This window comes from Nonomuraea sp. NPDC050790, from assembly GCF_044456745.1.
GTDB lineage: Bacteria > Actinomycetota > Actinomycetes > Streptosporangiales > Streptosporangiaceae > Nonomuraea.
Genome location: NZ_JBITGF010000009.1, coordinates 1 through 24,423 on the forward strand (window position 1 = coordinate 1; position 24,423 = coordinate 24,423).

The following is a 24,423-nucleotide window of genomic DNA, read 5'->3' on the forward strand; positions in this document are numbered from 1 at the left end:
ATCAGAAGGGCGTCTAAGTCTGTCTTCACACACCGACCATGGACGCCCTTCGCCATGCTCGCAGACGATTACCGACTTTCACATCAACGATCTAGGCGGCATCGAGCGTGTTCGCCGCCACGCGCATCGGCCGACCGAGTCCCAGGGTGTGCAGCTGGAGGAGCCTTGGGCGCGGTCTCCCCCGCTACTCGGTCGCGCGGCCGGCCCCGCCACCGCTCAGTGACACGGCCCGCCCCGTCGCCGCTCAGCGGCACGGCCCGCCCCGTCGCCGCTCTGCGGCACGGCCGACCCCATCGCCGCTCGGTGACACGGCCGACCCCATCGCCGCCCGGTGGCGCGGCCTGCCCCCGGATGGCAGGGACTCGGCTGGGTTACGGGTTCACCAGAGCGGCCGCTTTCCGGTCGGGAGTCGTCATCGTGGGGGGTGGCGGGTTCCTCCCCTGACGGCCCGCCTCCTGAGCCGCGTCGGCCTGGCGAGGGGTCCCCGGCAGCGCGCACACCCAGGCGCCCGCCGAAGGTGCCGGGCGGCCCTCGGGATTTCCTCGCCGGCACTGCGTCCTGGACAGCAGCGCCGGTAGCGGTTGGCGTGAGCCCTTTCGAAGCGCCGGTGGGTAGCCCCGAGCCGGAACGGGCAGGGAATGCCCCATGCACGCGCCAGTCACCCACCGGACGATCGACGTCGACGGCATCCAGACCTTCTACCGGGAAGCGGGCCCGCCGGACGCTCCGGTGTTCCTGCTGCCGCACGGCTACCCCTGCTCGTCCTACGAGTTCCGCGACCTGATGCCCGCACTCGGCGACCGCTGGCGGCTGCTGGCCCCCGACCTGCCCGGCTTCGGCTACAGCGCCGCTCCCGAGGGGTTCTCGTGGACCTTCGACGGTTACGCCGACTTCCTCGAACGTTTCACCCACGTGATGGGGTTGTCGCGGTACGCCCTCTACCTGCACGACTACGGCTCGCAGTTCGGCCTGCGACTGGCCCTGCGCGCCCCCGAGCGGGTCGCCGCGCTCGTCATCCAGAACGGCGACATCTACGAGGACGTCATGGGACCCAAGTACGCCATGCTGAGGGCGTACTGGTCCGACCCGACGCCGGAGGGCCGGGCGAAGCTCGCCGCGAACGTCTCGGAGGAGGGATTCCGCGACGAGTTCGTCGGCGACCTGCCCGCACACCTGGCCGAACGGGTGAGCCCCGACCTGTGGAAGCTGCACTGGAGCCTCATGGACACGCCGGGGCGCCGGGAGAACGTCGTGACCCTGTTCGAGGACCAGGCGACGACCTTGGACTGGTTCGCCAAGGAGCAGCAGTACCTGCGTGAGAACCGCCCGCCGACGCTGATCGTCTGGGGCCCCCACGACGGCTACATGCCCGAGGAGTCCGCCCGGGCCTATCTGCGCGACCTGCCGGACGCGGAACTGCACGTGCTCGACGCCGGGCACTGGGCGCTGGAGACCAGCCTCGGGGAGATCGTCCCGCTAGTACGCGACTTCCTCGGCCGCGTCCACACCTCATAGGGGGCCTCCGGCCGACGGGAGCGGCGCCCTCTGCTCTCCCTTCGCGCCAGCCGTGCGCCGAAGGCGCGCGCAAGGAAGGCACCCCGAGCGGAGCGAGGACCGACAGGGGCCGGGGCTCGCCCCGGCTGGGGAACGCGCGGAGCGAAGCGGAGCACGTCGCTTTCAGGGCGGGCTCCAACCGCCCAACCACTTAGCTGGGCAGCGGGTGGGCCTGGAGGAACGCGCGAAGCGGAGCACCTCGCCTTTATTCAGCGGAACGAGGCCGCCGCCTTGAGGAAGGTGTCGTTCGCCTCCGGGTCGCCGATGGACACCCGGGCTCCCTCGCCCGCGAACGGCCGTACCGCCACGCCCTCCAGCCCGCAGAGCGAAGCGAACTCCATCGTCCGCTCCCCCAACCGCAGCCACACGAAGTTGGCCTCGGTCGGCGGCACCTCCCACCCCTGTGCGATCAGGGCCTCACGAACCCGCGTACGCTCCTTGACCACCACATCCACCCTGGCCAGCAGCTCGTCCTCGGCCTCCAGTGAGGCGATGGCGGCGATCTGGGCGAGGCTGTTGACGGCGAAGGGCACGGTCACCTTCCGCACCGCCGACGCCACCCTCTCGTGCCCGATGAGGTATCCGACCCGCAGCCCGGCCAGGCCGTACGCCTTGGAGAAGGTACGCAGCACGCAGACGTTGGGCCGCTCGCGGTAGAGGTCGAGGCCGTCGGGGACGTCCTGGTCGCGCACGTACTCCCGGTACGCCTCGTCCAGCACCACGAGTACGTTCGCGGGCACCTTGTCCAGGAACGCGGTGAGCCGGTCGCGGCGGATGGGCACGCCGGTCGGGTTGTTGGGCGTGCAGACGAAGATCATCCGAGTCCGGTCGGTGATGGCGTCTGCCATGGCGTCGAGGTCGTGTTCCTCGTCGACCAGCGGCACCCGCACCGACACCGCCCCGGCGAGGTCGGCCAGCAGTGGGTACGCCTCGAACGACCGCCACGCGTAGATCACCTCGGCGCCCGGTTCGCTCACGGTGTGGAACAACTGCTGCGCCACCGTCACTGAGCCGGGCCCGAGGGCGACGTGCTCGGCGGGCACGTCGTAGCGCTGAGCGAGCGCCTCGGTCAGCGCGACGGACGCCGGGTCGGGGTAGCGGTTGATCTGCCGCGCGCCTTCCGCGATCGCCTCGACGACCGAGGGCAGGGGGTCGTAGGGGGATTCGTTCGAGGACAGCTTGTGGGATCGGCCGTCGGCGCTGACGACGGCCTTGCCCGCCTTGTACGCGGGCATCGTGTCCAGAATGGCGCGGAAACGAGGCATGGCCACACTGTAATCCCCGTCCCGCCCCTCTTGCGCTCCAGCATGACCTCACCTAAGTTATGCCCCATAACTAAGGTAAGCCTTACCTATAGGAGCGGGGTGAGCCCATGCGTACCGGTGGCCGGACAGCCACGTTCAGCCGTGCGGACGTGGTCGCCGCGGGCGTACGCCTGGGCCTGCAGGACCTCAGCGTCCAGGCGGTCGCCGACGCGCTCGGCGTCACCCCCGCCGCCGTCTACCGCCACGTGCCGAGCCGCGCCGCGCTGGAGACCCTGGTCGGCGAGGCCGTCCTGGACGGGCTCACGCTCCACGACGACCCCGGGCACTCCACCGCCGCGCACCTGGTGGCGTTCGGACGCCAGCTCAGGCGGTTCACACTCGACCACCCCGGCACCGCCCAGTACCTGCAGCGCCTCTTCCCCCGCGGCCCCTCCGGCGTCCGGCTGCTGGAAACGCAGATCAGAGCCCTGGCCGATCGCGGGTACGCCCCCGCCGCGGCCACCGTCCTCAGCTCCGCCATAGCCACGGTCACGATCGGCATCGTCGCCGCCGGCCAGGCCCAGGAGGCCCACACCCGGCTCGACCCTCCCGGCGCCGAGGAGAGCACGCGCGAGGCGCTGGCCGCGATGGCCGGTTCGCCGCTGGTGCAGGCCGCCACCCTGGGCATCCCCGCCCACACCGCCGACGACTACTTCGAGCTGGTCCTGACCTCGCTCGCCGAAGGGCTGGTGGCCAAGCTCCCGCCCGGGCGGGACGTGGCCGACCTGGCCGAAGCTCTACGAGAGGAACGCTGAGATGGCCCGCGGCTACGGCGGGGTGGTGATGAAGGCGTTCGGCGCCGACGAGCACACGCTCACCGTCGTGTCGTACACCGACATCACCCCGCATTTCCGGCGCATCACCTTCCACGCGCCGACGCTGTTCGACGGCCCGCCGATCGAGCCCGCGAGCTGGGTACGCCTGTGGGCCCCCGACCCGGAACGCCCGGGCCGCGAGCACCAGCGCGGCTACACCCTCGTGGCCCCCGACCAGGACGCCCGCGAGGTCAGCATGGAGTTCGTGCTGCACGAACCGGCCGGCCCCGCCTGCATCTGGGCCCGCGAGGTGAAGGCCGGCGACACGATCCAGGTGAGCCGGTGGTCCTCCGGCCAGTTCACGCCGCCGACGCCCGAGCCCGACGGATACCTCCTGGTCGGCGACGCCGCGGCGCTGCCCGGCATCAACGCGATCCTGGCGGCGCTGCCGGAGACGACGCCGGTCGAGGTCATCCTGGAGCGCTTCCACGAGGACGACCTGGACATCCCGCTCACCTCCCACCCCCGCGCCACGATCACGTGGGTACCGTCCACGGGCGACGACTCCGTGCTGGCCCGCGCGGTCGAGGAACGCGACTGGTCCGACTGGTACGCATGGGTGACCGCCGAGTCGGCCGCCACCAAGAAGGTGCGCGAGCGGCTCAAGGAACTCGGCTTCCCGAAGACGGACGTCAAGTCGCGGGCGTACTGGATCAAGGGCAAGGCCATGGGCGTGGACCGCTCCGCCGAGAGCCAGGAACCGCCCGTCCAACAGCAGCAGCCGCCCGCGGTCCAGGGGCGGTGGCGTTCGCGGGCCGGCGCCCGGCTGCTGGCGCCGCTGAAGTCGCGGCTCATCCTCGCCGGCGTCTTCCAGGCCGTCGTCTCGTTGCTGCAGCTCGCGCCGTACCTCATCCTGGCCGAGCTGTGCCGCCGCCTGCTGACCGGCGGCGCCCTGGCCGCGGGGGTGACGGAGCTCGGGCTGCTGGCCGTGGTGCTGCTCGGCGTGGGCACGACGCTGGCCGGGCTCCTGGTGCTGGCCATGCACGTGCTCGACGCCCGGTTCGGCCATCACGTGCGGACGAGCGTGGTGCGCAAGCTGGCGCGGGTGCCGCTCGGCTGGTTCACCGACCGCACCTCCGGCCGGATCAAACAGGCCGTTCAGGACGACGCCGCCAGCGTCCACTACCTGGTCACCCACGCGGTGCTCGACATCGTGGCCGCCGTGGTCACGCCGCTGGCCGTGCTGGCCTACCTGTTCTCCGTCTCCGCGGGACTCGCCGCGATCCTGCTGGTGCCGCTGGCACTGTACGGCGTGCTGACCGGCCGCATGATAGCCGCCTCCAGCGCGGCGCTGCCGCGGTTCACCCTCTGGGAGACGCGGGTCGCCTCGGAGGCGGTGGCGTACGTGGACGGGCTGGCCGTCGTGCGCACCTACGACGCCGGACCCGCCGGCGGCTTCCGCGCCACCCTGGAGGAACGCGCCCGCTTCCTCGACGCCTGGCAGCGCCCGCTCGGTGGCCGCAAGACCGTCGTCGACCTGGTCACCCGCCCCCTGACCTCGCTGCTGCTGATCATCGTGACCGGCGGCCTGATGGTGGCGGGCGGGGTGATGAGCGCCGCTGATCTGCTGCCGTTCCTGCTGCTCGGGGTGACGTTCGGGGCGCAACTTCTGGCCGCGGGGTACGGGCTCGGCTCGGCCCGCGAGGCCCTCGACGCCGCCCAGCGGATCGGACTGCTCCTCGACGAGCCAGAGCTGCCAGAACCCGACCAGCCCCGCGCGCTCCCCACCGGCGAGGGCCGCCCGGTCCGCTTCGAGGGCGTCTCGTTCGCCTACACCCCGGGCCACGAGGTGCTGTCCGGCATCGATCTCGAACTGCGTCCCGGCACCGTCACCGCCCTCGTCGGCCCGAGCGGCGCGGGCAAGTCCACGCTCGCCGCGCTGCTGGCCCGCTTCCACGACGTGACGGCCGGCCGTATCACCATCGACGGCGTGGACCTGCGCGAACTCCCCCTCACCGAGCTCTACCGCACGGTCGGCTTCGTCTTCCAGGACGTCGCGCTCGTGCGCGGCAGCGTCCACGACAACATCGCGCTCGCCCGCCCCGACGCCACCCGTGAGGAGGTGGAGCGGGTGGCCCGTGCCGCCCAGATCCACGAGCGGATCGTCCGGCTGCCCCTCGGTTACGACACCGTCCTCGGCGACGAGGCCCGGCTGTCCGGCGGCGAGGCGCAGCGCCTCACGATCGCGCGGGCGCTGCTGGCCGACCCGGGCGTGCTCGTGCTCGACGAGGCCACCGCCTACGCCGACCCGGAATCGGAGCACCAGGTTCAGGAGGCCCTGAGTCACCTGGTGGCCGGCCGTACCGTGGTGGTGATCGCGCACCGCCTGCACACCGTGGCGGGCACCGACACCATCGTGGTCCTCGACGGCGGGCGGATTGTCCAGCAGGGCCCCCACCAGCGCCTCGTCACCGAACCCGGCCTCTACCGCGAACTGTGGCAGGCCGCCTCCCTCACCGAACAGCCGAAGGCCACCGCATGATCCTCCAGACCCTCCGCCTGGCCGGGGACCGCGGCGCCGCCGTGCGGTTCGCGAGCCTGCTCACGCTGAGCACACTCCTGCGGGCCGGCGCCATGCTGAGCCTGGTGCCGCTGCTGTCCGCGCTGTTCTCCGCGACGCCCGCCGACGCGCTGCCGTGGATCGCCGCCCTGGCCGCGCTCGTCGCCGCCGGGTGGGCGAGCGACTACGCCGTCACCGGAGCCGGGTTCGCCATCGGCTTCGGCCTGCTCAACAACCTGGAGACGCGGGTCGTGGACCGGCTCCAGCGCATCCCGCTGGGCTGGTTCACCAGCGAACGCCGCACCGGCGCGCAGCGCACCCTCACCTCCTCCGGCCGCGAACTCTGCCAGGGCATCACCCACCTGCTCACCCCCGCCGCCAACGCGCTCGCGCTGCCGGCGCTGATCGGGGTGGGGCTGCTGTTCGTCGCCTGGCCGCTGGGCGTGGTCGCGCTCGCCGCCGTCCCGCTGCTGCTGGGCGCGCTCTGGCTGAGCGGCCGCTGGCTGCGCGCCGCCGACGCCTCCTATGACGCCGCCTCCGGTGAGCTCGCGCAGCGCATCATCGAGCTGGCGCAGTCACAACCGGCATTGCGTACGGCGGGCCGTACCGGAGTCGAGGGCACCGCGATCGGACGGGCACTCACCCGCCAGCGCAAGGCCGCACTGCGCCTGATCGGACTGGGCATCCCCGGCCAGCTCGTCTTCGGGTTCGCGACGCAGGTGGCGCTGCTGGGTCTCGCCGCCACCGCCGTCACCCTGGGCGTCTCCGGCGACCTGAACGCCGCCGAGGTCGTCGCGGTCATCATCGTCATCGTCCGCTTCATCGAGCCGTTCACGACGCTGGCCGACCTGTCCCCCGCCCTGCAGAACATGCGCGGCGTGCTCGCCAGAGTCCACGCCATCCTGGACGCCCCCGCCCTGGACCCGCTCCCCCGCGACGCGGAGGTCCTGCCCCGCCACGACGCCCCCGCACTGGAGTTCCGCGACGTCCACTTCGCCTACGAACCCGGCCACGACATCCTGGGCGGCGTCTCCTTCACCCTCGAACGCGGCACCACCACCGCCGTGGTCGGCCCCTCCGGCGCCGGCAAGAGCACCCTTCTTTCGCTGATCGCCCGCTTCCACGACGTGGGTTCGGGCAGCGTCCACGTCCACGGGCACGACGTCCGCCACTACGACCCCGCCGTGCTGATGGGCCAGTTGGGGATCGTCTTCCAGGACGTGTACCTGTTCGACGCGAACCTCCACGACAACGTCCGCCTGGGCAACCCCGCCGCCTCCGACCAGGAGGTCCAAGCCGCGGCGACAGCCGCCCAGCTCGACGAGGTCATAGCCCGCCTCCCAGACGGCTGGGACACCCGCGTGGGCGAACGCGGCACCTCGTTGTCCGGCGGCGAACGCCAGCGCGTCAGCATAGCCCGAGCCCTGCTCAAGAACGCGCCCGTACTCCTGCTGGACGAAGCCACAGCCGCCCTCGACACCACCAACGAACGCGCCGTGGTCGGCGCCCTGGACACCACCGGCCGGGACCGCGCGACCCTGATCATCGCCCACCGCCTCAGCACGATCGCCCGCGCCGACCAGATCATCTTCCTGGAGGCGGGGCGCGTGGTGGAGTCCGGAACCCTCCCCGACCTGCTCGCTCTGGACGGCCGCTTCGCAAGCTACTGGCGTCAACGCGAACAAGCCGCCACCTGGACCTTGACCGGACCCACCCGCTAGAGCACGCTCCTCACCCGCACGATCTCCCCCAGCGCGACATCCGGCACCTTGCGCCACCGCTTGGGCCGCCGCCGCCGGACCCGCTCCTCGACCTGCTCCTCCACAACCTCGTCCACAACCCCGACGGCCGCTTCGAGAACCTGGTGAGCCCGATGCCGGTTGGCCCGATGCGGGGCCCGCTTGTTACGCCGGATGTTCTTGCGCGAACTCTTGTCGTTCTCGCCGTAGGCGTTGCGGTGATCCTTGGCATAGCTGAGCTGCTTCTTCTCCTGCGGCGTCCGCTGTCTCATGCGCCGGACCTCACAACGCCTTCGTCATGAACACGCTGTTGGGATCGGGCCGATACCCCGCGAAAGGATCGCAGTACCCGAACCCGAACCGCTCATAAAGCCTGCGCGCCGGCAGAAAGAACTCCTCCGACCCCGTCTCCAGGCTCATCCTCTCGAACCCCATCCCCTTGGCCTCAAGCAGAATGTGCTCCAGCAGCCGGGAGGCGATCCCGCTCCGCTTCCGATCCACCGCCGTGCGCATCGACTTCAGCTCGGCATGAGCGGCATCCAACTCCTTGACCGCCCCACACCCGACCACTTCCGCACCGTCGAGCACAGACCAGAAAGTGACCTCGGGACCCCTCAGCCCGTCCAGGTCCAGCGCGTGCGAGCTTCCGGGCGGGGAGATGGCCCGCATCTGCCGCACATGCTCCTCCAGGAACGCGGCGATCTCCGGCCCGGACAGATCATCCACCACAATCCTCATACCAGCCCACAGTACGGCCACGCCGTTACATCCAGATGTCGCCAGGTTACGGACCCTCCAGGCTCCGCAGGAACTTGTACATCCCCGAGGACGGGTTGTTGTGAGGGAATCGGGTGCCGTTCTGGTCATGCCGGAGGTCGAGGCTTTCGGCGTGACGCGCCGCCGTCTTCCGCAACGGCATGTACATTCCGGCGTCGATGCTCTTGCCGGGTCTGCCGTCCAGCCTGCGCGATGACCGTTCCGCCGACTCGGTGTCCATGAAGGCGCCACAGGCTTGATGGTGCAGCATCAGCCAGATCTCGAAACACGGGTTGGAGATCGCCAGCCTGATGTCATTGGACTCCGCGAGGTTCACCGCCTGCGCGAGGTTCGGATGGTTCAACGGCCACTCGACATCGAAAAGACACCAGCATTCGTCCACTTCGGGATCCCTGTTCCACTCCACTGCCTTGCGAACGAGGGTCAGCGGAACGCCATGATCGGGATGGATGTGAATGCTGAGAGCGGTGTTCTCCGATATGTGCGTGAGCTTCTTCAAGCCGTTGACGTAGTCCGGCTCCGAGTTCCGTCCCTCGCAGAAAACCACGATCGTTCGAAGCTCGGGACGCTTTTCAGCCTGACGCCGGAGCGGCCTGCCGCCTCGGTTCCGACCCCGCGCCATCAGCCGATCAGTCCCAGCGCGCGCAACAGCGCGGACTGGTCCACTTGGGGAAGCGCACCGAACCTGCCGTGCAAGTAGGCGTTCTCAAGGTTCTGCGATTTCCGTACCCGCTCACCCGCGAAGTCGGACAGCGCGCCGAGGCGGGTGGACCCGTCCAGGTGCTTCTCCGTCAGCCAGACCTCGTCTCTGTTCAGGCTGTTCAGCAGGCTGGCGTCGTGGGAGGTGAAGACGAGCTGGGCGCCATGCGGGTTGGTCACAGGGCTGTGGAAGATCCGGAGCAACTCTGCGGACAGCGTCGGGTGCAGGCTCGCGTCCAGTTCGTCGAAAAGCACGACCGTTCCCGCCCTGAGCGCCGTGAGTACGGGCCCGATCAGCTCGAACCACGTACGTGTGCCTTGCGATTCGGCGCGCCATTCGAACGGCAGGACTTCGTTCTGCGTCCGGTGGAGCAGCCGGAAGCGGCGGTAACCCCGGCGTGCGTCGGAGTCCGAATAGCTTTCCTCATCGTCGATGACGACGTCCTCGATCCCCAGGTCGGCCAGCCGCAGCAGTGACAGTGCCAGGTCGCGGTCCGGTGCGCTGGTCGCGTCCTGCTCACCCGGCTGTTCGAACCAGCGCAGCGTTGACACGGGAAAACCGCCGTCGAGCAGGCCATCCACTCTGCGCCTGGACGTCTGCCCCAGGACATGCATGCTCATGAAGTGTGCGGCGAAGTCCGTCACGAGCGGCTCGTCGAACCTCCGCGCGACGGCCAGTGCCAAAGTGCGCTGCGTCATCAACTCCCGCGTGCCGGACAGCCCGCCGAGCCCTCTTTGCAGCTTGAGCTCCGAGTCCTCCCTCTCGAAGATCCTCCTGCGCTTCTTCTCCGGGTAGTGGAAAAGCCCCTCGTAGGCGACGTGCTCGCTATCCAGTTCGAGCAGATATTCAAATCGCACGCCCTTGATTGCGATCTCGACGCTGAGGCTGCTGGGAGAGACCGGTCCTTCGCCGAACGCGAAGGGCTCGATCGGTATTTCGTCCTCCCAGACGCGCAGGGAGTGCCGTACCGCGTTGCGCAGCCAGACGAGCGCGTCGATCACGTTTGATTTGCCTGAGGCGTTCGGCCCGTAGATCGCCGCTATCGGCAGAAGGCTTTCGCCCAACGGGCTGACCGGACGCGCCTCCTCACGATCTCGATCGATCGCGACCATGGAGAGTTCGACGGGTTCGCTGATCGAACGGTAGTTGGCGGCGCTGAACCTGATCAACACATGCATACCCTACCTGCACGGTTAGCGTTGACACAGGGGCTTTCTCGTAAAGTTCGCACGAGAACGCGGCTCTGCTAGCAGGCGATGCGTCCACTGGGGTCTGGTTCGGGTGTTCGTACCGCGAGCTCTTGCATCGTCAACACATGGTCTGGTCACGCGGCCGTCACGTTCAGGCCCGGATGATCCGGTCGCCCGAGCAGCCCGTCCGGCTTCATGCCGCTTCCAGGTCACTGCCGGCCAGGAACACGCCGTGCTTGCGGAACGCCGCCGGTGCCCGGACGAGTGCTTCGGCCCGCTTGGACGGGAGGTCGGAGACGAACCATGGCGTCCGCAGGACCCGCGGCACCGTCCACGCCGGCGGAGCCGCGTCATGCCGAGCCGCCAGGTGTTCGGCCAGCGCGGCCAGCAGGACATCCCAGCGCTCATCGCCGATCGGCGCAGGCTCGTCCCGCAGAAGTGGCAACTGGCGCTCCGGCTCCTCCCAGCGGTACTCCTCCAGGAACTCCCAGACGAGTTTCCAACGCACTCGTTCGTCTTGGGCGGCTGTCAGCCGGTCACCGAGTTCGGTCATGGTCATGGGCCGATACCCCACCGGAGCGCCTCCTCAGCCGAGATGTCCGCCGACTCACCAGGGATTCTATGCCTCACCACCCTGGTCCCACTGGTTGAGCGACCTGTCCTTGCAGTCCCGCCTAACTGCGCATTTCCATGCTTGGGCTTGCCCCCTTGAAGGAAGGACGGGCGAGCGGAGCGAGCGCCGCCAGGGGTCGGGCCCCCGGCCCGACTGGAAAGACGCGGGAGCGGAGCGACCACATTTGTGGCGGGGTGGGAGTCAGCCGGTCAACACTCCGACTGGGCAACGGGTGGGAGCCAGGAAAAGCGCCTGAGCGAAGCGAAGTCCTTTGTGGCCGGGCGGGAATCAGGTGGTCAACACCCCGGCTGGGCAACGGGTGGGGCCCAAGAAGAGCGTAGCGAAGTCCTTAGGAGCGGAGCATCGGGGGGTGGAGGAGTTCGGCTGGGCCGCGGCGGTACAGTTTGGCTGGGCGGCCGCCGTCCCGGGTCGTGGTGGCGCCGGTTTCCAGTAGGAAGCCTTCCGCCTTGGTGACCTTCCGGTGGAAGTTGCGCGGGTCCAGGACTCTGCCCCACACGATCTCGTACACGCGCCGCAAATCCGCCACCGTGAACTCGGGCGGGCAGAACGCCGCCCCCAGCGAGGTGTACTCCAGTTTCGCCCGAGCCCGTTCGATCCCGTCCAGCATGATGCGCCGGTGGTCGAAGGCCATCACGGTCAGTTCGGCCGCGGGTACCCATGCCATGTGCGCCTTCTCCGACGCCGGAAGGTCGGGGGCCAGGCCCAGGTACGCCACGCTCAGCACCCGCTGCCTGGGGTCCCGGTCGGGGTAACCATACGTCTGCAACTGCTCCAGGTGCACCGGCGCGCCGGGCAAGCCTGCCCGTTCTGCGAGGATTCGTCGGGCAGCGTCCGGCAAATCCTCGTCTAGTTGGATGAAGCCGCCGGAAAGGGACCATCGGCGGAGAAAGGGTGGGTTGTCGCGGCGCCACACCAGCGCGCTCAGTGCCTGGCAGCGCACCGTGAGGACGACCAAGTCCACGCTCACCGGGACGCTCGGCACCATGCTCCGCACGTTACACGCTGATCCGGACCCGCAGCGGTTCCGTCGCCGCCTGCCCGGAGGGGAGCTTCACCCCGATGCGGAGCCATTCGCCCGGCGGCACCTGCGACCAGTCGAACGGCACCCACGCGGTCTGCAACCCCTTGGCCAGCCCCGCGTCCTGGGGGGCCTTGTCCAGCCAGCCCACCGCGGCGATGTCGAGGTCCTTGGCGCCGCCGCTCCACTCGACGGTGATGGTGCCGCCTTCGAGGTTGTAGCCGCGTACCTCCACCCCGTCCTGGATGTCGCGGTTGCGGCGGATGGCGTCCACGGCGATGGGGCGGGCGTAGTCCTTGATGATCTCCTGCTCCAGGGAGGGTTCGCCGCAGGTCATGAAGTCGCTCCACATGTAGGAGACGACCTTCTGCACGTAGCGGCCCGCCATCGTCACCGCCTGGTCCAGGCGCTTCTTGTCGGTCTTGCCGCGAGTGCCCTGGGGCGCGCAGGGCTGCTCGCCCGACGGTTCGAACGCCTCGACGTTGGCCCACAGGTCCACCTCGAAGCCCTGCGCGACCATCTGCTCGCGGGCGGTGGACATCTCGCGGTAGTAGTCGCGGGTCGAGCCGTGGTACGCGTCGCCGTACGTGCTCTCGCCCACGACCGGCCGCAGCCGGGGATCGACCTCGTCGTCCCGCTGGTCGGGCCAGAACAGTCCGACCTTGCCGGTGCCCCGGCTGTCCTGCGGGGCGATGATGCCCACGCCGGTCCTGGCCAGCGCCTTGAACGCCTCGGCCACCTGCTGCGGCGTCTGGCCGAAGCCGACCCGCTTCCTGGCGTCCAGGTACGGGCTGATCAGGATGGGCTTGTCGGGAAGCTCCTGCTCGACGATCTCGTGCTGGTCGGCGTACACGGCGAGGGTGGGGTTGCTGGCCAGCGTCGCGCCCATCTGCACCTCGAAGGGCTGGTAGACGCCGCCGAGCGCGTCACGGCCCTCGAAGCGGGCGCCGTAGTCCTGGAGGATGCGGCGGGTGAGCGTGGTCAGGGCGCCGATGTGGTCGGGGTTGGCCCTGGTGGGGGTCTTCTGGTCGCGGGGGGCCAGCGGCAGCGCGGGGAAGACGCGCACGCCGAACTGGTCGCCCAGCTTGAGGAGCGTGGTGAGGCTGTCGACCTTGGAGGCGGCGACGAGGATGAGGTCGTACTTTCCGGCCTCCTCGAAGTTGCAGCTCGCGTCGTCGGAGCCGTCCATGGGCGCGATCAGCCGGTAGTAGACGCGCTTGTCGGTCTCGATGGTCCGTTCCACGTCGGTGCAACGGAAAACGCTCGTGCTGTACGCCTCGTCGGTCCGGTACACGAACGTCCTGGCGATCCGGTTGCCGGGGTTGAACTTCTTGAGGTCGTCCTCCGCCGCCTGCCGGCAGGTCCTGCCGTCCTGGACGCAGCTCTCGTAGAGGTCGTCGACCTGGTTGTTGTCGCGGCGCAGGATGCGGCCCTGGTCGTCGATCGGCCGGTACTGCATGCCGTACCCGATCCTGATGACGGTGTCGCCGCCGACCCGGTGGATCTCCTGGAACTGGTGACGCCAGGTGCACGGGTTCGACTTGGGCGTGATCCAGTAGCCGGTGACGGCGTAGGTGTACTTCTCGTCGGTGTCGAAAGTACCGCACGGGTCGCTGAACTCGCTGACCTGTGGCGTCGGCTGCTCCTTCGTGGGGCTGGCGACCGGTTTGCCGGTGGATTTGACCGGTTTCTCCGAGGACGAGGGCAGCACGAGGACCACAGCCGCGACCGCGGCGAGGACCGCTACGCCCAGGAGGACGAGGAGCCAGCGCACGTTCAGGAACCTACCGCCCTCGTGATGTGCCGGAAATAAACAGCCAGAGCTACTTCTTCACCCCGGCCCACGCCTCAAGCTGGGCCACGAACCGCTTGGCGGAGTTCGGCCAGTGGTGGTTGGCGCGGGCGGCCGCGTAGCCGCGGGCGCCCTGGCCCTGCCGTTCGCGGACGTCGTCGCGCAGGGTCAGCACCGCCTGGGCCACCGCCTTGGGGTCCTGCCAGGGCACCACGACACCGCTGTCGTACCGCTCCACCAGCTCCACCGCGCGCGGCGACGGGGTGGTGATGACGGGGATGCCGTGCGCCATGTACTCCACGATCTTCGTGGGCATGGAGTGGCGGTAGTTGGGCTCGTCGTGGAGCAGCGAGAGCCCGGCCAGCGCCCCGTCGAGCCGCTTGAGCGCCTCGTCGTTGGGCATGAAGTCGCGCCATTCGAGCACGCCTTCGGCCACGGCCTCGTTGAGCATGGGCCGGCTCTGCGGGTCGGCGTAGCCGATGAGCTCGACCGCCACCTTGTACGGCTGCAGGATGCGGGCCACCTCGACGGCCTCGCGTACGCCGCGTGCCCACGACAGCCAGCCGAGGTAGACGACCCGGTCGTCGCCGGGGGCGGTGACGGTGTCGGGCACCCAGGTCTCGTTGGGGACGATCAGGTGGGCGTGCTTGAACCGGCCCGCGTACGCGGTCTCGGCCAGGAGCAGGTGAAGGTGGCGCTCCGCCGTACCCTCAAGCAGCCTGGCGAAGAAGCGCACCGGCGGCCGCAGGAACGACGGCAGCCAGTGCTTGAGCGAGAGCGTCGCCGGAGTGTCCTCGTGCACGTCCCAGACGACGGGCGGGCGCTTGCGCACCCCCCAGATCGCGAACAGCAGCTCGGGGTCGTGGATCAGCACGAGGTCGACCTTGGACCGCATCCGCTTGAACAGCCTGCGGGCCGCCAGCACGGCCGAGATCCGCCGCCGCTCGGCGGCGCGCGGCAGGTCGACGCTGTTCACCCACGAGCGGGGGACGACTCCGCGCGCCGTGTACGGCGCGGCGTACGTGACCTCATGACCGGCATCGACGAGCGCGCGGATCTGCCGGTGCAGGATCCTGGCGTCCTCGGGGTGATGCACCACCGTCATGACGAGCACGTGCACTGCGCGCAGCCTCCGTCGCTACAGCCGCTCGACGCGTTCACCCTCGGTGAGCACACCGCGGGTGTCCAGCACGAGCCGGGCCTTCTCCTCGATCATCCCGAGGTCGAAGGCGGCGTGCTTCTGCAGCAGCAGGGTCACGTCCGCCTCCACTACGGCCTGGGCCAGATCCTCCTCACGCGGCACCGGAGTGCCGTCCACGAGCCATTCCTTGACGTGCGGGTCGACGTAGGAGAGGTCGGCGCCCAGTTCCAGCAGGGCCCTGGCCACCGGCAGGGCCGGCGTCTCCCGCTCGTCGGCGATGTCTTCCTTGTAGGTCACGCCCAGCATGACGACCTTGGCGCCGTTGACGGCCTTCTTATGCCGATTCAGCAGGCGTTGCGCGCGGGCCACCACGTAGGAGGGCATCCGCTCGTTGATCTCCTGGGCCAGCTCGACGAACCGGAAGGGGTAGCCGAGCTTGCGTACCGTGTAGGACAGATAGGACGGGTCGACGGGGATGCAGTGCCCGCCGACGCCCGGACCCGGCAGGAACTTCTGGAATCCGAACGGCTTGGTGGCCGCGGCCTCGATGGCTTCCCAGAGGTTGATGCCGAGCTCGTCGCAGAAGATCGCCATCTCGTTGACGAGGGCGATGTTGACGTGCCGGTAGGTGTTCTCGAGCAGCTTGGCCATCTCGGCCTCGCGGGTGCCGCTGACGGGCACGACCTGCTCGATGAACTGCGCGTAGAACGCGGCGGCCCGGTCGCGGCACGGCGTGGTGTAGCCGCCGACGACCTTGGGGGTGTTGCGCAGGCCGAACTTGGGGTTGCCCGGGTCGATGCGCTCGGGCGAGAAGGCCAGGTGGAAGTCCTGGCCGGCGAGCAGGCCCGAGGATTCGAGCAGCGGGCGGGCGACGTTGTCGGTGGTGCCCGGGTAGGTCGTGGACTCCAGCACCACGAGCGTGCCCTTGGTGAGGTTGCGCGCGACGGTGGCGGTGGCGCCTTCGACCGCGGACAGGTCGGGGCGGTGGTCCTCGTCCAGCGGCGTGGGCACGCAGATGACGATCGTGTTGCTCTTGGCCAGCACGGACTCGTCGAGCGTGGCGCTGAAGCCGTTGGCCAGCATGTGCTCGAGATCGGCGTCGGTCAGGTCATCGATGTAAGACTGACCGGCGTTGAGCGCGTCGACCTTGCGGGGGTCGACGTCGACGCCGACGACCCGCAGACCAGCGGCCACGGCCTCCTTGGCCAGTGGCATGCCGACGTATCCGAGACCGATGACAGCCAAGTCGATTTCTGTCACAGCTGTACCTTGGCGAGCCGGAAACAACACTTCATGGTCGCAAAGGTTATCTCAAGTCCACTCAGCTCACGCCTAATGCGAGCGAACCCGTCACAACCGGCAGGCAAAACCCCGGTCATCGTTCGTCTAGCGATCGGTAGAGCGTTCGATAAGTCTCGGCAACGCGGCTCCACGTGCGCTTGGCCGCCACTTCCGCCCGTCCCGCCGCACCCATCACAGCACGTCTGGCGGGGTCCTCGCGGAGCGCGGCCAGCGCCTTCGCGAGCGCCTCCGGGTCTCCGGGCGGCACGAGCAGGCCGGCGCCGTCCGAGCCCACAAGCTCGGACAGAGCGGGCAAATCGCTGAGCACCACGGGCTTGCCGAGCGCCATCGCCTCGACGGGTTTCAATGGCGTAACGAGTCGGCAAACTCGCAGGTCCTCGCGTGGGCAGACGAAGATGTCGATCGCCGCCTGAGCTTTCAGCGCTTCTTCAGGATCGACCCGTCCCGGCAGGATCGCGCTGTCCAGGCGCAGCTCCTTGACCAGTTCGAGGAGATTCTCCCGCTCGCTGCCGTCGCCGACGATCAGCGCGCGCACCGGAGTGCCCTGGTCACGCAGGTACGCCGCCGCCCGCAGCAGGGTGGCGAAGCCCTCGTACCCGACGATGCTGGAGACCGATCCGACCACGATCTCGCCGTCGGCGATCCCCATGTCGCGGCGGAAGGCGGCGCCGTCGTAGGAGACGGTCAGCAGCGAGTCGTCCACCGCGTTGGGCGCCAGGTAGATGTTCTCGCGCGGCACCCCGCGCTCGACGATCTCCGTGGCCATCGTCTCGGCGAGCGTGACGACCGCGTCGGCCTCGCGCATCAGGAACGCCTCGCGCTCGCGCTGCAGCACCGCGCGCTCGCTGCCGGTACGCGCCTCCGGGTCACGCGAGACCCAGGTCTCCTCCAGGAAGCCGCGCACCTCGTAGACGAAGGGCGTGCCGGTCCGCCGGCGTACGGCGTGCGCCACCGAGCCGTTGCGATGGTCGGTCGCCGCGTGCAGAATCTGGGGCCGCAACTTTTCGACGAGCCGGGTCACCTCGTCGGCGCCCCTGATGATCCGCCCGGTGGTCTCGAACGGCATCTCGCCGCGCCCGTCCGGCAGCAGCCGGTAGTACGGAATGCCGTCGAGCTCCTCGAACGGCGTCGCGTCCGCGTGCCCCTGCAGCATCGGCCAGCCCCAGCTCGTCACCACGTGCGGGTCGAGCCCGGCCGCCTTCTGCGCGGTGACGATGCGGTGGGTCCGCACGGTGTATCCGGCCTGCGTGTACGGCAGGGCGTTGGTGACGCAGTGCAGCACGCGCCCCGGAACCCGCTCCCCGATCTCCACGGCCGGCTTCGGCGGGATCGGATCCGCGCTGATCGCCGCCAGCTCGCCCCGGTAGTAGGCGGCCCTGCGCTTGACGAAGGGGTATTTGACGTGGGGGTCGAGCACCCGGGCGGCCTCGGTGATCCGCCCGGCGTCCCAGTGGGCCTTTGCCTCGTTCCACGGGGCCTGCACCGCGCGCATGCTGATCTTCCGCACGGCCCAGCGCACCTTGCGCGCCGCGGGCCAGGCGACCTTGCCCACGATGGGACGCAGCGCCGGCGGAAGCGCGTCCGCGGCGGCCTGGGCGACGCGCACCGGATCGGCCTTCACCTTCGTCACGACGACGCGGGAGACGATGATCGGGTGCTGGACGAAGCCCTTGAGCAGTCCGCCGACGCCCGCTCGGGCCGACTTGGCGGAAACCTTACGTCTGGCGTCGGATACCACGCGGTGACCGTACCATAGGCAACGTTTTTCCCCCGTTCGCGATGAAAGGCGAGGTCAATGAGGGAGAACCCCCTGGTCCTTCACGTTCTGGGCGCCCGGCCCAACTTCGTGAAGGCCGCCCCGGTGGTCCGAGCACTCGGCGAACTCGGTGTGCGTCAGGGCATCATCCACACAGGTCAGCACTACGACGAGCTGATGTCTGACGTCTTCTTCCGCGACCTCGCGCTGCCCGAACCGCTCGCGAACCTGGCCGTCGGCTCCGGCACCCACGCCAAGCAGACCGCGGCCCTCCTGATCGGCCTCGAAGAGGTCTTCACCACGCACGACCCCGACCTGGTCGTGGTCTACGGCGACGTCAACTCGACGCTGGCCGCGATCCTGGTCGCCGCCAAGCTCGGCATCAGCACGGCGCACGTCGAGGCGGGCCTGCGCTCGTTCGACCGCGGCATGCCGGAGGAGATCAACAGGATCGTCACCGACTCGCTGTCGGACCTGCTGTTCACGACCTCGCCCGACGCGCTGCAGTTCCTGGCCCGCGAGGGCGTCGCACCGGAGAAGGTGCACTTCGTCGGCAACCCGATGATCGACAGCCTCTTCTCCGCGCTGCCCAAGCTGGACCCGGCGCCGATCGCGGCGCGGCTGGGCCTGGACGGGCGCTACGCCGTGGCCACGCTGCACCGCCCGGCCAACGTGGACACCCCGGCCGCGGCCAAGGAACTGGTCGACTCCGTGCTGTCGGTGTCGGAGCGCCTCCCGCTCGTCGTGCCGATCCACCCGCGGGGCCGTACGCGGCTGGCCGAGGCCGGGCTCGTGGACGGCCCGACGGTCAAGGTCGTGGACCCCCTCGGCTACGTCGACTTCCTCTCGCTGGTGCGCGGGGCGGCGCTGGTCGTCACCGACTCGGGCGGCGTGCAGGAGGAGACGACGATGCTGGGCGTCCCGTGCCTGACCGTGCGGCCCAACACCGAGCGCCCGGTGACCATCACCCACGGCACCAACCGCCTGGTCACCCCGGCCTCGCTGCCGGCCGCCGCGGACAAGGCGCTGGCCGACGGCGCGGCGACGCCCTCGGGCGAGCTGCCGCCCCTGTGGGACGGCGCCGCCGGTCCGCGGATCGCCCGGGTCGTGGCGGCGTGGCTGAAGGGGGACAACCTGTCCCCGGCCGCGCAGGGCACTCGGGGCGAATAACCCCACAAACTCAGACAAGGGGTACGGCACGGCCGTACCATCGACTGACCCCCGCGAAGCGATAGGCGAGCACCATGGCCGAAACCCCAGAAGAGCCGACCTACCAGCGGCTCGGTCCCGTCAACTGGCTCCCGGAGGAGCGTAAGCTCGTCGAGCGCTACGAGGCCGACATCAGGGAGCTGCGCAGGCGGCTGGAGATCGCCGAGGCCAAGGCCGCCTACGCCACCTGGAAGCTGGAGGCCACGCAGGCCAAGCGGACGTTCAAGCTGGGCGAGGCCCTGGGCGCGAAGAGCCCCGGGCAGATCATCAAGGCCGTGCGCTCGCACGACAGGGCGCCCAAGGCGCCCGAGCAGGCGGTCACCGAGATCATCGAGCAGGCGGGCAGGCGGCCGCCGCTCGTGGACGTCCCGGCGGTCAAGTGGCCGCTCGGCCCGGTGAACCGCCCCGACCTGCGCGTGGCCGTGATCCTGGACGACTTCTCCCGGATGGCCTTCCGCTACGAGTGGGACCAGATCGAGTTCGGGCTGAAGGACTGGCCGGAGATCTTCGCGGAGAAGCGGCCCGACCTGCTGTTCTGCGAGTCGGCCTGGCACGGCAACCAGGGCCGCTGGCGCTACCAGATGACCGGCACCAACGCCCCCAAGGAGCCGTTGCAGGAGCTGGTGGCGTGGTGCAAGCAGGAGGGCATCCCCACGGTCTTCTGGAACAAGGAGGACCCGCCGAACTTCGACTTCTTTATCGACACGGCCAAGCTGTTCGACTACGTGTTCACCTGCGACGGCGACATGCTGCCGAAATATCGCGAAACATTGGGACACGACCGGGTGGACGTGCTGCAGTTCGCCGCCCAGCCCCGCGTGCACAACCCGATCCAGCAGAAGCAGGGCCGCCTGCACGACGTGGTCTTCGCCGGCATGTACTTCCGCGACAAGCACCCCGAGCGCCGCGAGCAGATGGAGACCGTCCTCGACCCGGTGCGTGAGCTGGGGCTGCACATCTTCGCCCGCAACGGCGAGGTCGACGAGAAGTACGCCTGGCCGGAGAAGTACCGCCCGCACATCGTCGGCGAGCTCCCCTACGACCAGATGCTGGCCGCGTACCGCATGTACAAGGTCTTCCTCAACGTCAACTCCGTGCTCGACTCCCCGACCATGTGCGCCCGCCGCGTCTTCGAGCTGTCGGCCTGCTCGACGCCGGTCGTCACCGGCTGGTCGCGGGCCGTCGAGGAGACGTTCGGCGAGCTGATCCCGATCGCCCGCGAGCCCATCGAGTCCTACAACCAGGTGCTCCACCTCATCAACAGCCCCGAGCTGCGCGCCCGCATGGGTCACCTGGCCATGCGCGAGGTGTTCGACAAGCACCTGTTCTCCCACCGCGTCGACCAGATCCTCCAGGTGCTGGGCCGGCCGGTCAGTCCCCGGGAGCGCTCGGTCTCGGTCGTGCTGCCCACCAACCGCGCCTCCCAGATCGAACACGCGATCTCCTCGGTGGCCCGGCAGATCCACCGCCCGCTGCAGCTCGTGATGGTGCTGCACGGCCTCGACATCGACCCCGTCGTGGTGGCCGACAAGGCCCGCATGGCCGGCATCAGCGACGTGACCGTGCTGCCCGCCGCGGCGGAGCTGTCGCTCGGCGCGTGCATGAACCTCGGCATCGCCGCCGCCGAGGGCGAGCTGATCGCCAAGATGGACGACGACAACCTCTACGGCGAGCACTACCTGTCCGACCTGGCCCGCGCCTTCGACTACACCGACGCCCAGCTCGTAGGCAAGGGCGCCCACTACAGCTACTTCGAGGGCTCCAACACCACGATGCTCCGCCTGCCCGGCCTGGAGCACCGCTACTCCTTCCTGGTCCAGGGCGGCACGTTCCTCGGCAAGGCCGAGATGTTCCGCGCCTACCCCTTCGCCGACATCACCCGCGGCGAGGACACCCACCTGGTCCGCCGGCTGAAGGAGGACGGCGTCAAGATCTACTCGGCCGACCGCTTCAACTTCGTCTACTGGCGCAGCGCCGACGCCAGCATGCACACCTGGCAGGCCGACCACATCAAGCTGACCCGCAACGCCCAGTTCTCCTTCGTCGGCCACCCCGGTCCGCACGTGCTCATCTGAGCACCGCCCTGATCATCACCGCGAGGCAGAACACCCCGAGCACCAGCCCCCACACCACGTCGGTGACGAAGTGCATGCCCCGGTAGATCCGGGAGGCGGCGACGATCATCGGCACCCCCAGGCCCACCGCCCACACCAGCCCGGACAGCACCCGGTGCCCGTGCAGGTGGGCCACCAGCAGGATCGCCAGCCCGCCGTAGAAGCAGACGGCGGCGCTGACGTGCCCCGACGGCCAGCTACTCGTCGGCGGCGCGGCGTCCAGATGCGTCACCGGGGGACGGCGGCGGGCCACGAGCGCGCTGGTCGCCAGGAAGACCAGCGACTGCGACCAGACCGCCGCCACCAGGAACACCGACTCCCGCCAGCGCCCCAGCGCGAGCCGGAACCCGATCGCCGCCAGCGCGGTGAGCACCACGATGACCGGCGTGTCCGACAGCTTGCTGCCAAGGTCGGAGAGCCAGTTCAGGTACGGCAGGCGTTCCGAGGCGATGTCCGCCATCACACCGGGTTCCATCCTGGCGGAACGCTCGACCAGCTCTCCGAGAGCGAACGTGGCCGCTGTCATGAGCAGCAGCCAGACAACTGCGGGCCACAGCCGCGCGAGCACCTCACGCACGCCGCGACACCTCCGGCTCCACGCCCTCGACCAGCGGCTCGGCCGGTGGCCTGCCCATGTCACGGCGCCATCCCTCGAAGGCCACTGTCGTGGCGGCGATCACCAGCAGGCCGAGCAGCAGCCCGCCGACCGCGTCGCTCACCCAGTGCACGCCGAGCGCGACGCGCGTCCAGGCCACCGAAACCGCGAGGAACGCCGCGATCCCCCAGGCCAGCGCCTTGCCCGCCGCCCGCAGCCGAGGCAGGAGCAGCAGCACGAGAATCCCGGCGCCGAGCGTGGCGGTCAGCGCGTGCCCGGAGGGGAACGCCTCGCCGGGCGCGGTCGAGACCGGGTCGGGCAGCTCGGGCCTGATCCGGCCGATAACGATCTTGAGCAGCAGGCCGATCAGCCCGCCAGCGGTGATCGTGACCATCGCCCAGGCGGCCAGCCGCGTGGCGCCCCGGTAGGCCAGGTATCCGGCGGCCGCGATCACCGCCACCCGCCACGGCCACGGGCCGAACACCTCCGTCCAGCCCAGCATCCACATGGTCAGCTCCGGGTTGCCCTTGGCCACGGCGTGCAGGCCGTACGCGGTGGAGCGGTCGAGCTGCCACAGCGGCGGGAAAGCCGTCTCCACCAGCAGTGCGAGCGCGGCGAAGAGCCCCCCGGCGAAGAGGGCGACCGCGGCGGCGAGCGTGAGCCGGAGACCGAAGCGTGGCATCAGAAGTCCTTGGTACGGCGCAGCCGAGGCGGCCGGCCATCGGGGTCGACGACGAGACGGTAAAGGGGCATCGCCAGCGCCTTGCTCACCCGCCCCAGCTCGGGAGGGGTATGGCGGCGCAGGCGGCCGGGCGGGCGGGGTCCGCGCCGGTCGTTGGCGTGCCAGGCGTCCAGGCGCGCGGCCGACTCGGCGAACGCCTCGAAGGCCGACTTCGGGTCGCACAGGTCGAGCACGTCGTCCCGGTCGCGGTCCAGGTGCTCGGCGGCCAGCGTCAGGCGCAGGTCGCGGGCGAAGCGGCGTGCTCCCGAGGGCGGGCGCGGGTCGGGCTCCTCGTCGACCACCGCGCAGCTCAGCTCGGAGTCGAACGTCCAGGAGCGCAGGTTGACGTTGTCGGAGCCGATCGTGGCCCAGACGTCGTCCACCACGCAGACCTTCGCGTGCACGTAGACGGGCGTGCCCTCGTGGTTCTCCAGGTCGTAGATGGCGATGCGGCCGTCACCCGCGCGCATCAGCCTGGCCAGCGCCTCCGCCCGGCCGATCAGGCTGGCCGGGCCCGCCAGCCAGCCGTCCTGGTCGGGGTGGCGCGGCACGACGATGATCATGTGGAGGCCGGGCTCGCGCTCCAGCGCCTCGGCGAACGGCTCGATGACCTCCGTCGACCACAGGTACTGGTCCTCCAGGTAGACCATCGAACTGGCCCTGGCCAGCACCTTGTGGTACGCGCGGGCCACGCTGCGCTCCCCCTCCGGCGCGAACGGCAGCGCGTGGGGCAGGTGCGGGTAGGTGCGCAGGAGCTGCACCGCGTGGGTGCCCACCGGCTCCGGCGGCGGGCCCGGCTCGGGCAGCGGGGGCGCGTCGTCCATCTTGGTCAGGCGGTCGCGCAGGCGCTTGAGCGGGTGGCGGGTCTCCGGCGCCGGGTCCTCCCAGCGCTCGCAGAACACCTTCTCCACCTCGGCCACCGCCGGGCCGCTGATCGCCGCCTGGGCGTCGTGCCAGGGCGGGCGGGAGCCGTACGCGTCGGGCATGGGGGTGGTCTGGGGGTCGCCCCGGTGGGAGGCGTCGTCGCGGCGGCTGTGGCACAGGTCGATGCCGCCGACGAACGCCACGTCCCGTTCGGGGCCCTGGTCGTGGCGCAGGATGACGAACTTCTGGTGGTGGGAGCCGCCGTGCCGGACGCGGGTGTCGAGCAGGCACTGGCCGCCCGCGGCCTCGATCCGCTCGCCCAGGTGGCGGTTCTCCTCGGCGCTGAAGCGCAGGGCGTCCAGGTGTGAACGCCAGATGAGGCCCCTGACCAGCGCGCCCTTCTCCGCGGCCGCGGCCATCGCGACGGCCACGGCCGGGCCGTCCTGGGTGAGGCGCTCGTCCGGGTCGCCGCGCCAGTCAGCGAACAGCAGCAGGTCGTCGCGGTCCAGGTCGGCCAGGCGCTCACGCAGTTCGGCGAAGTACGTGGCGCCGTGGATGAGCGGGCGGACGAGGTTGCCCCGAGTCCAGGCTTCCAGCTTGGTCTCGGGGTTGCCCCGTTCGTCCTCGGTGAGGAACCAGTCGTCGAGTCTCATGTGCTTGTGCCAGCTCTCGTCTCCCGCGCTCTCAGGTCCCCGCTC

General features: G+C 69.9%; 20 protein-coding genes. 6 read left to right on the plus strand and 14 right to left on the minus strand.

The genetic code is table 11. The features are described 5' to 3' along the window. Nucleotides 1-645 precede the first annotated feature (645 nt). Nucleotides 646-1,515: an alpha/beta fold hydrolase gene (locus ACIBEJ_RS38630; RefSeq protein WP_397187910.1), complete on the plus strand. Its 870-nt coding sequence runs from the start codon at nt 646-648 to the stop codon at nt 1,513-1,515. Nucleotides 1,516-1,763: 248 nt separating this feature from the next. Here ACIBEJ_RS38630 and hisC read toward each other — a convergent pair whose 3' ends face one another. Further along, nucleotides 1,764-2,819 (minus strand): histidinol-phosphate transaminase, encoded by a 1,056-nt coding sequence (hisC, locus tag ACIBEJ_RS38635; RefSeq protein ID WP_397187911.1) that lies wholly within the window; start codon nt 2,817-2,819, stop codon nt 1,764-1,766. 107 nt (nt 2,820-2,926) lie between these two features. Between hisC and ACIBEJ_RS38640 the strand changes: the two genes are divergently transcribed. From ACIBEJ_RS38640 to ACIBEJ_RS38650, 3 genes are read left to right on the plus strand one after another with little or no spacing between them, the layout of a single operon-like run. Then, complete coding sequence (locus ACIBEJ_RS38640; protein ID WP_397187912.1) at nt 2,927-3,613, plus strand: TetR/AcrR family transcriptional regulator; 687 nt, start codon at nt 2,927-2,929, stop codon at nt 3,611-3,613. 1 nt (nt 3,614) lies between these two features. Further along, on the plus strand, nt 3,615-6,155 hold the full coding sequence (locus ACIBEJ_RS38645; protein ID WP_397187913.1) for an ABC transporter ATP-binding protein/permease: 2,541 nt from the start codon (nt 3,615-3,617) through the stop codon (nt 6,153-6,155). Then, nucleotides 6,152-7,894, plus strand: coding sequence for an ABC transporter ATP-binding protein (locus tag ACIBEJ_RS38650; protein ID WP_397187914.1), 1,743 nt, complete (start codon nt 6,152-6,154; stop codon nt 7,892-7,894). The genes ACIBEJ_RS38645 and ACIBEJ_RS38650 overlap by 4 nt, the downstream gene beginning before the upstream one ends. On the opposite strand, the gene ACIBEJ_RS38655 is transcribed toward ACIBEJ_RS38650, so the two are convergent. The 10 genes from ACIBEJ_RS38655 to ACIBEJ_RS38700 all read right to left on the minus strand — a co-directional run bounded on the left by ACIBEJ_RS38655 (nt 7,891) and on the right by ACIBEJ_RS38700 (nt 18,204). Continuing rightward, nucleotides 7,891-8,184 (minus strand): hypothetical protein, encoded by a 294-nt coding sequence (locus ACIBEJ_RS38655; RefSeq protein ID WP_397187915.1) that lies wholly within the window; start codon nt 8,182-8,184, stop codon nt 7,891-7,893. The genes ACIBEJ_RS38650 and ACIBEJ_RS38655 overlap by 4 nt on opposite strands. 10 nt (nt 8,185-8,194) lie before the next feature. Beyond that, complete coding sequence (locus ACIBEJ_RS38660; RefSeq protein ID WP_397187916.1) at nt 8,195-8,650, minus strand: GNAT family N-acetyltransferase; 456 nt, start codon at nt 8,648-8,650, stop codon at nt 8,195-8,197. A gap of 46 nt (nt 8,651-8,696) precedes the next feature. Next, a complete protein-coding gene (locus tag ACIBEJ_RS38665; protein ID WP_397187917.1) occupies nt 8,697-9,311 on the minus strand; it encodes an RloB family protein in 615 nt (204 codons plus the stop codon). Then, nucleotides 9,311-10,561, minus strand: coding sequence for an ATP/GTP-binding protein (locus ACIBEJ_RS38670; protein ID WP_397187918.1), 1,251 nt, complete (start codon nt 10,559-10,561; stop codon nt 9,311-9,313). The genes ACIBEJ_RS38665 and ACIBEJ_RS38670 overlap by 1 nt, the downstream gene beginning before the upstream one ends. A 211-nt stretch (nt 10,562-10,772) precedes the next feature. Continuing rightward, complete coding sequence (locus ACIBEJ_RS38675) at nt 10,773-11,138, minus strand: hypothetical protein (RefSeq protein ID WP_397187919.1); 366 nt, start codon at nt 11,136-11,138, stop codon at nt 10,773-10,775. Between the two features lie 403 nt (nt 11,139-11,541). Next, nucleotides 11,542-12,198: an NUDIX hydrolase gene (locus ACIBEJ_RS38680; RefSeq protein WP_397187920.1), complete on the minus strand. Its 657-nt coding sequence runs from the start codon at nt 12,196-12,198 to the stop codon at nt 11,542-11,544. Nucleotides 12,199-12,208: 10 nt separating this feature from the next. Next, nucleotides 12,209-14,005 (minus strand): DUF4434 domain-containing protein, encoded by a 1,797-nt coding sequence (locus ACIBEJ_RS38685; protein WP_397187921.1) that lies wholly within the window; start codon nt 14,003-14,005, stop codon nt 12,209-12,211. 49 nt (nt 14,006-14,054) lie between these two features. After that, entirely contained in the window at nt 14,055-15,143 is a 1,089-nt protein-coding gene (locus tag ACIBEJ_RS38690; protein WP_397187922.1) for a glycosyltransferase, read from the minus strand. A gap of 18 nt (nt 15,144-15,161) precedes the next feature. Further along, nucleotides 15,162-16,424 (minus strand): nucleotide sugar dehydrogenase, encoded by a 1,263-nt coding sequence (locus tag ACIBEJ_RS38695; RefSeq protein WP_397187923.1) that lies wholly within the window; start codon nt 16,422-16,424, stop codon nt 15,162-15,164. A 115-nt stretch (nt 16,425-16,539) separates the two neighbouring features. Further along, nucleotides 16,540-18,204 carry a glycosyltransferase family 4 protein gene (locus ACIBEJ_RS38700; protein ID WP_397187924.1) on the minus strand — a complete coding sequence of 555 codons (1,665 nt, stop codon included), beginning with the start codon at nt 18,202-18,204 and terminating at the stop codon, nt 16,540-16,542. 57 nt (nt 18,205-18,261) lie between these two features. On the opposite strand from ACIBEJ_RS38700, the gene wecB reads away from it, so the two are divergent. Next, nucleotides 18,262-19,392: a non-hydrolyzing UDP-N-acetylglucosamine 2-epimerase gene (gene wecB, locus ACIBEJ_RS38705; protein ID WP_397187925.1), complete on the plus strand. Its 1,131-nt coding sequence runs from the start codon at nt 18,262-18,264 to the stop codon at nt 19,390-19,392. 74 nt (nt 19,393-19,466) lie between these two features. After that, nucleotides 19,467-21,506 (plus strand): glycosyltransferase, encoded by a 2,040-nt coding sequence (locus ACIBEJ_RS38710; RefSeq protein ID WP_397187926.1) that lies wholly within the window; start codon nt 19,467-19,469, stop codon nt 21,504-21,506. Here the strand turns inward: ACIBEJ_RS38710 and ACIBEJ_RS38715 are convergent. The 3 genes from ACIBEJ_RS38715 to ACIBEJ_RS38725 are packed head-to-tail and all read right to left on the minus strand — an operon-like array spanning nt 21,499 to nt 24,378. Then, nucleotides 21,499-22,122 carry a phosphatase PAP2 family protein gene (locus ACIBEJ_RS38715; protein ID WP_397187927.1) on the minus strand — a complete coding sequence of 208 codons (624 nt, stop codon included), beginning with the start codon at nt 22,120-22,122 and terminating at the stop codon, nt 21,499-21,501. The two genes, ACIBEJ_RS38710 and ACIBEJ_RS38715, sit on opposite strands and share 8 nt — an antisense overlap. Then, on the minus strand, nt 22,115-22,822 hold the full coding sequence (locus ACIBEJ_RS38720) for a phosphatase PAP2 family protein (RefSeq protein WP_397187928.1): 708 nt from the start codon (nt 22,820-22,822) through the stop codon (nt 22,115-22,117). The genes ACIBEJ_RS38715 and ACIBEJ_RS38720 overlap by 8 nt, the downstream gene beginning before the upstream one ends. Next, nucleotides 22,822-24,378, minus strand: coding sequence for a phospholipase D-like domain-containing protein (locus tag ACIBEJ_RS38725; RefSeq protein ID WP_397187929.1), 1,557 nt, complete (start codon nt 24,376-24,378; stop codon nt 22,822-22,824). The genes ACIBEJ_RS38720 and ACIBEJ_RS38725 overlap by 1 nt, the downstream gene beginning before the upstream one ends. Nucleotides 24,379-24,423: the final 45 nt, after the last annotated feature.